Here is an 11,153-nt window from a genome sequence, read left to right as displayed (position 1 = left end):
CACCGGTCCGGGCCCCGCGCCGCGCGCCTCCCGCGCGTCACTCGGTCTTGATGGCCTCCAGCATGTCGAGCCGCACGGCCCGCCGCGCGGGCCACAGCGCGGCCAGCACGCCCACCAGCGCCGCGAGGGAGAGGAAGACGCCGATCCGGGTCCACGGCAGCACGAGCTCGTAGGTGGACATCGACGAGGAGATCAACTCGCCGGCCGCCCAGCCGAAGAAGACGCCCAGGCCGATGCCGAGCACCCCGCCGAACAGGGAGATCACCAAGGACTCCAGACGGACCATCCGCTTGGTGCCGCGCCGGTCCAGGCCGATGGCCCGCAGCATCCCGATCTCCTGCGACCGCTCGAAGACCGACATGGCCAGGGTGTTGACCACCCCGAGCACCGCGACGACCACGGCCATGGCCAGCAGCGCGTAGAGCATGTTCAGCATCAGCGTGATCATCCGGGCGATGGACTCCGAGACGTCCTGCTTGTCCTGGACGAGGACGGCCGGGTTGTCGCCGAGGGCCTCCTCCAGCGAGGACTGCACCGACTCGCTCGGGCCGCCCTCGGTCCTCACCATCACCTGCATGCTGGTGAGCTGCTCCAGGTGCGGGTCCAGGACGGCGGTGTCGAGCATGATGCCGCGGATCATCTCGTTGCCCTCGTAGACGCCCGCGACGGTCAGTTCGCCGCGCTCGCCGTCCTCGTAGGTCACCTCGAAGTCCGAGCCGACCCGCCAGCCGTGCTCCTGCGCGGTCTCGCGGTCCACGACGACCTTCTCGCCGCCCAGGTCCGCGGACGAGCCGTGGGTGAAGTCGAGTTCGACCAGCTTCCCGAAGGCCGCGCCGTCGACGCCGGTCAGGTACTCGTACTCCCCGTCGATCCGGGAGGGGGAGTTGCGCATCGGGCTGATGGCCGTGACCTCGTCCTGCTCGGCCAGCGTCCGCTCGATCTCCGCGGACAGGGGCATGTAGTTGGCCATCGAGACCACGTAGTCGGCCTTGATCGAGTCCGTGGCCAGCTTCCCGATGCCCTTCTGGACGCTGCCCGCTATCACGGTCAGCCCGGTGATCAGGGTGAGGCCGATCATCAGCGCGGCGGCGGTGGCGGCGGTACGGCGCGGGTTGCGCACGGCGTTCAGGCGCGCCAGCTTCCCCGAGACGCCGAACGCGCGCAGCACGGGCGCGGCGGCGGCGATGAGCGGGCGCGACAGCAGCGGGGTCAGCACGAACACGCCGATCACCAGCAGCGCGGCGCCCGCGCCCATCGGCGCCTCGCCGTCGTCCATGCCGGTGGCGGTCAGGACGAGCGCGGCGCCGGCACCCGCCAGCAGCGCGCCGATGGTGTTGCGGACGACCAGGCCGCGGGTGGTGGCGGGGGCGTGCACGCTGCCCATCGCGGCCACCGGCGGGACCTTCGCGGCGCGCCGGGCCGGCAGCCAGGCCGCGAGCACGGTGACGACGATGCCGACGACCAGCGAGACGGCGACGGCGGTGGGGGTGACCACCAGCGGGCCGTCCGGCACGGTGGCGCCCATGGTGCCCATCAGCGAGCGCAGCCCGGCGCCGATCCCGACGCCGGCCAGCAGGCCGATCACCGCGGCGGCCGTGCCGACGACCACGGCCTCCACCAGCACCGACCGCGTCACCTGGCGGCGACTGGCGCCGACCGCGCGCAGCAGCGCCAGCTCCTTGGTGCGCTGGGCGACCAGCATGGTGAAGGTGTTGGCGATGATGAAGACGCCCACGAACAGCGAGATCCCGGCGAAGACGAGCAGGCCGGTGCGCATGCCGTCCATCTGCGTCTCGATCATGCGCGCCTGGTCGTCGGCGAGCTGCTGTCCGGTGACGGCCTCGGTCTCCTTCGGCAGGATCTCCTCGACGTTCTCCTTCAGCTCCCGCTGGCTCACGCCGTCGGAGGCCGTCACGACGATCTCGCTGTACCTGCCGGGTTGGGAGAACAGCTCCTGCGCGGTGGCGGTGTCGAACAGCACCAGGGTGCCGCCCGCGGCGACGCCGCCGTCGTCGGTGTCGAAGACGCCGGTGACCTTCTCCTCGCGCACCGGGCCGTTGACGGACAGCCGTACGGTGTCGCCGACCTCGTAGCCGGTGCGTTCGGCGGTCTTCGAGTCCAGCGCGACCTCGCCGGCGCGCCGCGGGGCGCGGCCGTCGCGCAGGTCGTAGCGCGGGTCCTCGCCCTTTCCGTTCGGGCCGGCGTCGTAGTTGCCGCCCAGGGTGGACCAGCCCTCGCCGACGAGCTTGCCGTCCTTGTCGGCGAGCGCGGCGAAGCCGGAGACCGAGCCGGTGGTGGAGGCCACGCCGGGCACCTCCCGCACCCGCTCCAGCAGCTCGTGGGGGAGGTCGGCGGGGCCTCGGAGGTCGCCGCCCTCGGAGCCGTCGCCCGAGCGGTCGGGGCCGCCGGGCCGGATGGCGACGTCGACGGCCTCGAAGCCCTTGGCGGAGCTCTTGGCGAAGGCGTCGGAGAGGGTGGAGGTGAAGACGAGGGTGCCGGCGACGAACGCCACGCCGAGCATGACGGCGAGCGTGGTCATCAACAGCCTGGCCTTGTGCGCGAGCACGTTGCGCAGGGCGGTACGGAACATGGGGTGTCGTGATCCTGGTGTCGTGAGGGACGGCGCGGTGGCCGGAGTGTGGTGGACCGGGCGCTCGGGGGCTCAGCTCGTGCGGCCCCGGGCGTCGAACGCCTTCATGCGGTCCAGGACGCTCTCGGCGGTGGGGCCGGCCATGTCGTCGACGATCCGGCCGTCGGCGAGGAAGACGACGCGGTCGGCGTAGGAGGCGGCCACCGGGTCGTGGGTCACCATGACCACGGTCTGGCCCAGCTCCCGCACGGAGTTGCGGAGGAAGCCCAGCACCTCGGCGCCGGAGCGCGAGTCGAGGTTGCCGGTCGGCTCGTCACCGAAGATGATCTCCGGCTTGGAGACGAGCGCGCGGGCGACCGCCACCCGCTGCTGCTGGCCGCCGGAGAGCTGGTTGGGCCGGTGCTTCAGCCGCCCGGACAGGCCGACGGTCTCCACCACCCTCTCCAGCCAGCCCTGGTCGGGCTTGCGGCCGGCGATGTCCAGGGGGAGCGTGATGTTCTCCAGCGCGTTCAGCGTCGGCAGCAGGTTGAACGCCTGGAAGATGAAGCCGATCTTGTCGCGGCGCAGTCGGGTGAGCTTCTTCTCCTTCAGGGAGGACAGCTCGGTGCCGCCGATCCAGGCGGAGCCGGAGGAGATCGAGTCCAGGCCGGCCATGCAGTGCATCAGCGTGGACTTGCCCGAGCCCGACGGGCCCATGATCGCGGTGAACTGTCCCTGCCGGAATTCCACGGAGACGGAGTCCAGGGCGACCACCCGCGTCTCGCCCTGACCGTAGACCTTGGTCAGGTCCCGGGCGCGGGCGGCCGCGACGCCGGAGGGGGCGGACGCTGCGGAGAGGGCGTCGGAGTGGGTGCTGGTGGTCACGGAAAGTGGCTCCTGTCACAACGGCTTGACGGGTCCCCTCCATCGTCCGTGCGAAATCGGCCGGCCACATCAGTCCCGGCTCCGGTCTCGGAGGGCGCCTTCAGGGGGAGGGCCGGGGGGGCGGGGTCATCCCTGGGAAGGAGACCGACCCTGATGCCGACACGTGGTTGGGCAGCGACTTTCCGTCATTCCTGGAGCCGCGGCGGGGATATGCGTCCTGCTTCGAAGAGGGGCGTGTGCCGCTGATGCGTCATCAGTTGCCAATAAAATCAGACAACTTCGGGCCACGGCACCGTTGTCCGGGCAGGCGTCATGGATAGGCTCGTTGAGCGTCCAGGGGAGGGCCGTAGCCATTCGTACGGTCCATGAGCCGGTGCCCGGATGGTGGAATGCAGACACGACGAGCTTAAACCTCGTTGGCCTACAGGCCGTGCCGGTTCGAATCCGGCTCCGGGCACACCGGACTCCTCCCGCGGGACTTCTCCCGCGCCAAGCCGGGTACCAGGAACACCGCGACTCCTTCCAACGTTCGTCCCAGTGCACTACCGTGCGGTCTTTGCTAAAGCATTACTCTTGAGGAAGGGCCGCGCGGTGCGGCCATGGAGGAGTGAGATGAGGAGCAGCAACCCGGTCTTCTCGCGACGGGGATTCAGCCGAGACAACGGCTACGCCGGTTTCAACGCCACGCAGCAGCCGCAGGCCGGGAACCCGTACGCCGCGAACCCGTACGCGACCAACCCCTACGCCCAGCCTCAGACCGCCGGCGCGCCCCAGGGCGTCCCGCCGATGGCCCCGCCGGCCGCCGGCCGGATGACGATGGACGACGTCGTGACCCGGACGGCCATGACGCTGGGTCTGGTCGTCGTCATGGCGGCGGTCGCCTGGTTCACGGACATGTCGCTCGGCCTCGCCCTCGGCGCGATGCTGGTCGCGTTCGTCCTCGGCCTCGTGCAGTCCTTCAAGCGCACCGCGTCCCCGGCGCTGATCCTGGGCTACGCGGCGTTCGAGGGCCTGTTCCTCGGAGCGCTCAGCAACTACGTCGACAGCCGCATCGCCGGCGGCGCGGCGATGCAGGCGGTGATGGGCACCATGGCGGTCTTCGCCGGTGTGCTGATCATGTACAAGGCCCGCATCATCCGCGTCACGCGGCGCTTCTACCGCTACGTGATGGCGGCCGCGATCGGCTTCCTGCTGCTGACCGCCGTGAACCTGCTGTTCGCGGTCTTCGCCGGCGGTGACGGTCTGGGCTTCCGCAGCGGCGGCCTGGGCATCCTGTTCGGCATCATCGGCGTCGTGCTCGGTGCCGCCTTCCTCGCCATGGACTTCAAGCAGGTCGAGGACGGCATCGCCTACGGCGCTCCCCGCGAGGAGTCCTGGCTGGCCGCCTTCGGTCTGACCATGACCCTGGTGTGGATCTACCTGGAGCTCCTGCGGCTGGTGTCCATCCTGCAGAGCAACGACTGACCGGGGGCGGTCGGGCCCGGCCCGGTCGCCCGAACGGTCCGGGGCCCGCGAGGCGTCACGCCTCGCGGGCCCCTTCGCGTCCTCCGCCCCGTCCCGTGGGGGCGGCGGGGTGCCGGAGAGCGGGTTCGATGGGGTTTCCCCACGGGAGGCGAGCCGGGACACCGGCGCCTCCGGACGCCCGCCGCACGTCCTCCGCGCCACGCCGTGCCGAAGGGCCGGGGCCGCCCGTTGGCGACGGTCCGCGCGCGGCGCATAGGGTTGCGCCGTGCTCGACGTGACCCCTCTGCTCACCGCCGTGGACCGCTTCGCCGACCGTCTGCGCGCCCTGCCGCAGAGCGCCCTGACACGCGGCGCCGCCGCCGAGGGACTGGCGCTGGCCAGGGAGTTGGCCCGGCGCGCCCAGCGCGTGGAGTTCCCCGGACGCGCCCCCCGCGAGCTGCCCGACGCGGGGGTCTTCGCCGTCGGCGACCAACTCGCCGTGGCGGGGCACGACCTGGCGGAGGCGCTGCGCGCGGCCGCCGGCGCCGGGACCGGACCGGGCGTCGGGTTCGACGCCGGGGCCGAGCTGGCCGAGGCCGCGGCGCTGGTGGAGGCCGCCGAGAGCAGGGCGCTCAGAGCGAGGCGATGACCCGGTCCGCCAGGACGTAGACGTTCTCCGCGCCGCAGGCGAAGGTCAGGGTGTAGGAGCCGAAGACGCCCGAGCCCCCCAGCAACACCGGCGCGACGCCCGCGCGCAGCGCGGCGGTGAGCCGTTCGGCGGGCTCGCGGTGGCCCGGTGCCATGCAGACGGTGGTGCCGTCGGCGAAGACGTAGACGTCCAGCGTGCCCAGCGGACCGGACCGCACGTCGGTCAGCGGCGTACGGCTGTCGGCCAGCTCGGCCAGGCGCCGGTGGGTGGCCTCGGCGGTGTCGGGACCGGCGGGGGCGTGCTCGGTCGGGGCCTCGACGGGCTCGCCGTCCAGGCCGTAGCCGGGGTTGGAGGGGTGGCGGCGCCGGGCGGCGGCCAGTCCGGCGGGGTCGGCCTCCCCGTCGGCCCCCTCGGCGTCGGCCTCCGTCTCCGCCCCGGTCTCCGGCTCGGTCTCCGTCTCCCCGGGACGGGCCCCGGCGGCGGGGCCGGCGGGCCGCGAGGCGTTCAGGCCGGGCTCGACGCCCTCCCGGTCGAGTTGGCGGGGCACGAACACCTCGCCCTCGTGCGCGCCGCCCAGGGCGTGTTCCAGCAGCGCGTCGAGCATGGCGGCGTCGAGGCCGGTCCCCTCGTACTCGATGCCGCGTCCCTCCAGCAGGGTGCCGTCGGCGCGGGCGTCGCGCGCCTCCTGGGCGGCCCAGAACGCGCGGGCCTCGGCCAGTTCGCGCTCGCGCTCCTCGGCGAGGGCCTCGGCGACGGCGGACCGGATGTCCTCGATGTCCGGGGACGTGCGCGCCGGGGGCACCGTGGGACGCGCCGGGGCGCCGTGCGCCTCCGCCGAGGCGAGCTGGGCGCGCAGGCCGGAGAGTTCGCGGCGCAGACCGCGCACGGCGTACAGGGCCGCGCCGCCCACCGCCGTGGCGACGCCGGCGGCCAGCAGCAGGAGGATGGATATGGCGCTCACTGAGGTACTCCCGGTTGGAATTCCGATCTTTTGAATTCCTACCGCAGCCCGCCGGGAATCTCCTGCCGGCGGCGGTGCCCGGAGCCGTCGAAAGGGCCTCTCGGCGGTGCCGTCCGGGGGGCCGGCACGCCTGTGAGCAGGGAGAACGCCGCGCCCCCAGGAGATAGGTCACATCCTGGGGGCGCTTCGGTATCACCGGGGTCTCACCGGCGCACCGGCAGTGGGCCGGATCACGCCGGAGCGCGGCGGGTCAGCTCAGCCGCTCGATGACCATGGCCATGCCCTGGCCGCCGCCGACGCACATCGTCTCCAGACCGAACTGCTTGTCGTGCCACTGGAGCGAGTTGATCAGCGTGGTGGTGATCCGGGCGCCGGTCATCCCGAAGGGGTGGCCGACGGCGATGGCGCCGCCGTTGACGTTGAGCTTGTCCAGGTCGATGCCCAGGTCCCGGTAGGAGGGGATCACCTGGGCGGCGAACGCCTCGTTGATCTCCACCAGGTCGATGTCGTCGATGGTCATGCCGGCCAGCTTCAGGGCCCGCTGCGACGCCTCGACCGGGCCGTAGCCCATGATCTCGGGCGACAGCGCGGAGACGCCGGTGGAGACGATCCGGGCCAGCGGGGTGATGCCCAGCTCGCGGGCCTTGGTGTCGGACATGATCACCAGGGCGGCGGCGCCGTCGTTGAGCGGGCAGCAGTTGCCCGCGGTCACCAGGCCGTCGGGGCGGAAGACCGGCTTGAGCGCCTGCACGCCCTCCATGGTCACGCCCGGGCGCGGACCGTCGTCCTTGGCGACCACCGTGCCGTCCGGCAGGGTGATCGGGGTGATCTCGCGCTGCCAGAAGCCGTCGGCGATGGCCTTCTCGGCGAGGTTCTGCGAGCGCACGCCGAACTCGTCCATCTCCTGGCGGGTGACGCCCTTGAGGCGGGCCAGGTTCTCCGCGGTCTGCCCCATGGCGATGTAGACGTCGGGAAGCTGCCCGTCCTCGCGCGGGTCGTGCCAGCCCTCGCCGCCCTTCTCGGCGCGGGCGGCGGTGCGGGCCTCGGCGTCGGCGAAGATCGGGTTGTGGGTGTCGGGCAGGCCGTCGGAGGTGCCCTTGACCGACCGGGAGACCGTCTCCACACCGGCCGAGATGAACACGTCGCCCTCGCCCGCCTTGATGGCGTGCATCGCCATGCGGGTGGTCTGGAGCGAGGACGAGCAGTAGCGGGTGATGGTGCAGCCGGGCAGGTGGTCCATCCCCAACTGCACGGCGACGACCCGGCCGAGGTTGTGTCCCTGCTCGCCGCCGGGCAGGCCGCAGCCGAGCATCAGGTCGTCGATCTCGGTCGGGTCCAGCTGCGGCACCTTGGCGAGCGCGGCCTTGACGATCTCGGCGGTCAGATCGTCCGGCCGCATGTCTTTGAGCGAGCCCTTGAAGGCGCGTCCGATCGGCGAACGGGCGGCAGAGACGATCACTGCTTCGGGCATCACGGCTCCAGGGAACGAGGGCGGAGGGTGTGGATGGTTGGGAACCTACCCATACGTAAGACGGTGGTCACGACCCGCCACGTGTGATCCGGGCCTCTTTTCTAAGCGCTTGCTCAGTGGGGGGTGGGCGCACCGCCCGCACCGGGCGTCGCGGGTTCCCTCAGGGTGCCGGAGGAGGCGCCCCGGCGCCCTGAGGAGGCGCCGGAAGGGCTTCCTCCGCCTCCGGCAGCCGCCGCCGGCGGCGGTGCTTCAGCAGCGCCCAGGGACCGCGGACCGCCGCCACCTCCGTACCGGCCTCCTCGGCCGCCGCCACGGCCGCCCGGTCGACCGGCAGGATGCCCTCGCGGCGACCGACGTCGGGCCGCTCGTCCTCCGGCCACAGGCCCAGGGCGGCGCAGAGCGTGGGCAGGAACGCCATGGCCGCGGTGGCGTACCCCTCGGCCGAGGGGTGGTACTGGTCCGGGCCGAACAGCTCCCGGGGGTTCGCCTCGAACTCCGGGCCCAGCAGGTCGCCCAGCGAGACCGTCCGGCCGCCCAGCTCCACCACCGCGATCGTCTGGGCCGCCGCGAGCCGCCGGCTCATCCGGCGGGCGATCCAGCGCAGCGGCTGGGCGACCGGCTCGATCGTGCCCAGGTCCGGGCAGGTGCCCACCACGACCTCGCACCCGGCCGTCCGCAGCCGCGCCACCGCCTCCGACAGCAGCCGCACCGAGCGGGCGGGCGGCATCCGGTGGGTGACGTCGTTCGCGCCGACCATGATCACGCACACGTCCGGCGCTCCGCCGGACCCGTCCCCGTCGCCGCCCGGCAGCACCTCCGTCACCTGGCGGTCCAGGTCGTCCGAGCGCGCGCCGGGCACCGCCACGTTGCGCAGCCGCACCGGGCGCTCCGCCACCGCCGCCAGTCCCGAGGCGAGCAGCGCGCCCGGCGTCTGCCCCACCCGGCGCACCCCCAGCCCGGCGGCCGTGGAGTCGCCCAGCAGCGCCAGCCGCAGCGGCGCCTGCTGCGCGCCGGGGCCCCGGTGTGCCAGGGCCGCGCCGTACAGTCCGTCCGCCGACGGGGGCACGGCGTCCGACTCGCCCACCCGCCGTCTCGCCAGCCGCACCTCGGTCAGCAGCAGACCGACGGCGGCCCCGCCGAGCAACCCCACGCCCCCGCCGCCGTACGCCGCGGCGGTCGCGATCCTGCGCGCCACTCTCGCTCTCGACATGGGATCCTCCGCCTCCGCTCCGCCGCGTCCCGCGGCCCGGCCACCCCGTGCGTCCGCGCGCCCCACGCGCGTCACCACACGTCGCTACCGGTGTGTTGCCCACTGCGGTCCGCCGTGCAACGCGCGTCAACGGAACCCGGACGCCCCCTAGGCTGGCCCTACGGGCAGGCGACGGCGACTGCCCCCGATTGCGGAGAACTCAGGTGCAGTATCACGAGTCGATGATCGAGCTTGTCGGCAACACCCCGCTGGTCAAGCTGAACAACGTGACGGCGGGGATCCAGGCCACCGTCCTGGCGAAGGTCGAGTACTTCAACCCCGGCGGCTCGGTGAAGGACAGGATCGCGGTCCGGATGATCGAGGCGGCCGAGCGCTCCGGCGCGCTGAAACCGGGTGGTGTCATCGTCGAGCCCACCTCCGGCAACACCGGGGTCGGGCTGGCGATCGTCGCCCAGCAGAAGGGGTACCGCTGCATCTTCGTCTGCCCGGACAAGGTGTCCACGGACAAGATCAACGTGCTGCGCGCGTACGGCGCGGAGGTCGTGGTCTGCCCCACCGCGGTCGACCCGGAGCACCCCGACTCCTACTACAACGTCTCCGACCGGCTCGTGCGCGAGACGCCGGGCGCCTGGAAGCCCGACCAGTACAGCAACCCGAACAACCCGCGCTCCCACTACGAGACCACCGGCCCCGAGCTGTGGAAGCAGACGGACGGGCGGATCACCCACTTCGTGGCGGGCATCGGCACCGGCGGCACGATCAGCGGCACCGGCCGCTACCTGAAGGAGGTCTCCGGCGGGAAGGTCAAGGTGATCGGCGCCGACCCGGAGGGGTCGGTGTACTCGGGCGGCTCCGGGCGGCCGTACCTGGTCGAGGGCGTCGGCGAGGACTTCTGGCCGGACGCCTACGACCGCGGGGTGACGGACGAGATCGTCGCCGTCTCCGACAAGGACTCCTTCCAGATGACGCGCCGGCTGGCCCGCGAGGAGGGGCTGCTGGTCGGCGGCTCCTGCGGCATGGCGGTGGTCGCGGCGCTGCGCGTGGCCGAGCGCCTCGGGCCGGACGACGTGGTCGTCGTCCTGCTGCCGGACGGCGGGCGCGGCTACCTCTCGAAGATCTTCAACGACGAGTGGATGGCCGACTACGGCTTCCTGGAGGAGGGCGAGCCCACGCAGGCGCGCGTGGGCGACGTGCTGCGCCACAAGGAGGGCGCGATGCCGTCCCTGGTCCACATGCACCCCGACGAGACGGTCGGCGAGGCCATCGAGGTGCTGCGCGAGTACGGCGTCTCGCAGATGCCCGTGGTCAAGCCCGGCGCCGGGCACCCGGACGTGATGGCGGCGGAGGTCGTCGGCTCGATCGTCGAGCGCGAGCTGCTGGACGCCCTGTTCACGCAGCGCGCCAGGCTGGAGGACCCGCTCGACAAGCACATGAGCGCGCCGCTGCCGCAGGTCGGCTCGGGCGAGCCGGTGGCCGACCTGATGCCGGTGCTGGAGCGGGCCGACGCGGCGATCGTGCTGGTCGAGGGCAAGCCGACCGGAGTGGTCAGCCGTCAGGACCTGCTGGCGTTCCTGGCCCGGGGAGCGGGCGGCACGGCAAACACGACGAAGCAGTGACGTGCCGAAGCAGTACCCGGGCGTCACGGCTCCGCAAAACGGGGTTAACACCGATGGGGCACTGTTGAACACGTCGGCGCCAGGAACTCCGGAGCGGCTCCCGGACCTCCTTCAGGCGCCCTGGACGCGGGATCGGAACCCGATCCCGCGTCGCGCGGGGACCGCCGTCGTCCCGCCCTCGGTGCGCGCACCGGGGTGCGGCGGTCCCCGCGCGATCCCTCTCCACGGGCACCGCGGGCGGGACGGGGAACGGCCCTCCCGGCCGTCGGACGCCCGGACGGCCCGCCGTGCCGGCAGCACCGCCGCGTACCGATACTGAATAGAGTCATGCGGAGCGGGGAGCGCTGAA

At 72.7% G+C, this 11,153-nt stretch carries 8 protein-coding genes and 1 tRNA gene; 4 read left to right on the top strand and 5 right to left on the bottom strand.

Features of this window, described 5'->3' with window-relative positions:
* Positions 1-37 precede the first annotated feature (37 nt).
* Complete coding sequence (locus ABD335_RS22260) at positions 38-2,590, bottom strand: ABC transporter permease (protein ID WP_344326374.1); 2,553 nt, start codon at positions 2,588-2,590, stop codon at positions 38-40.
* 72 nt (positions 2,591-2,662) lie between these two features.
* Positions 2,663-3,454, bottom strand: coding sequence for an ABC transporter ATP-binding protein (locus ABD335_RS22255; RefSeq protein ID WP_344326372.1), 792 nt, complete (start codon positions 3,452-3,454; stop codon positions 2,663-2,665).
* Positions 3,455-3,829: 375 nt separating this feature from the next.
* On the opposite strand from ABD335_RS22255, the gene ABD335_RS22250 reads away from it, so the two are divergent.
* From ABD335_RS22250 to ABD335_RS22240, 3 genes are all read left to right on the top strand, one after another.
* A tRNA-Leu gene (locus ABD335_RS22250) sits at positions 3,830-3,911 on the top strand.
* A 155-nt stretch (positions 3,912-4,066) separates the two neighbouring features.
* Positions 4,067-4,918 (top strand): Bax inhibitor-1/YccA family protein, encoded by an 852-nt coding sequence (locus ABD335_RS22245; protein ID WP_344326369.1) that lies wholly within the window; start codon positions 4,067-4,069, stop codon positions 4,916-4,918.
* 265 nt (positions 4,919-5,183) lie between these two features.
* Positions 5,184-5,546, top strand: coding sequence for a hypothetical protein (locus ABD335_RS22240; protein WP_344326367.1), 363 nt, complete (start codon positions 5,184-5,186; stop codon positions 5,544-5,546).
* On the opposite strand, the gene ABD335_RS22235 is transcribed toward ABD335_RS22240, so the two are convergent.
* The 3 genes from ABD335_RS22235 to ABD335_RS22225 form a co-directional block, all read right to left on the bottom strand.
* A complete protein-coding gene (locus ABD335_RS22235; RefSeq protein WP_344326365.1) occupies positions 5,530-6,507 on the bottom strand; it encodes a hypothetical protein in 978 nt (325 codons plus the stop codon). The genes ABD335_RS22240 and ABD335_RS22235 overlap by 17 nt on opposite strands.
* A 250-nt stretch (positions 6,508-6,757) precedes the next feature.
* Positions 6,758-7,978 carry an acetyl-CoA C-acetyltransferase gene (locus ABD335_RS22230; protein ID WP_344326363.1) on the bottom strand — a complete coding sequence of 407 codons (1,221 nt, stop codon included), beginning with the start codon at positions 7,976-7,978 and terminating at the stop codon, positions 6,758-6,760.
* A gap of 160 nt (positions 7,979-8,138) precedes the next feature.
* Positions 8,139-9,188, bottom strand: coding sequence for an SGNH/GDSL hydrolase family protein (locus tag ABD335_RS22225; RefSeq protein ID WP_344326361.1), 1,050 nt, complete (start codon positions 9,186-9,188; stop codon positions 8,139-8,141).
* A gap of 203 nt (positions 9,189-9,391) precedes the next feature.
* On the opposite strand from ABD335_RS22225, the gene ABD335_RS22220 reads away from it, so the two are divergent.
* The gene (locus tag ABD335_RS22220; RefSeq protein ID WP_344326358.1) at positions 9,392-10,804 is read left to right on the top strand and encodes a cystathionine beta-synthase; all 1,413 of its coding nucleotides are present in this window, start codon (positions 9,392-9,394) and stop codon (positions 10,802-10,804) included.
* Positions 10,805-11,153: the final 349 nt, after the last annotated feature.

Origin of the sequence: Streptomyces macrosporus, from assembly GCF_039533145.1 — a bacterium.
GTDB lineage: Bacteria > Actinomycetota > Actinomycetes > Streptomycetales > Streptomycetaceae > Streptomyces > Streptomyces macrosporus.
Note: the sequence above shows the minus strand (reverse complement) of the source record. Positions and strands in the feature narration are given on the sequence as shown.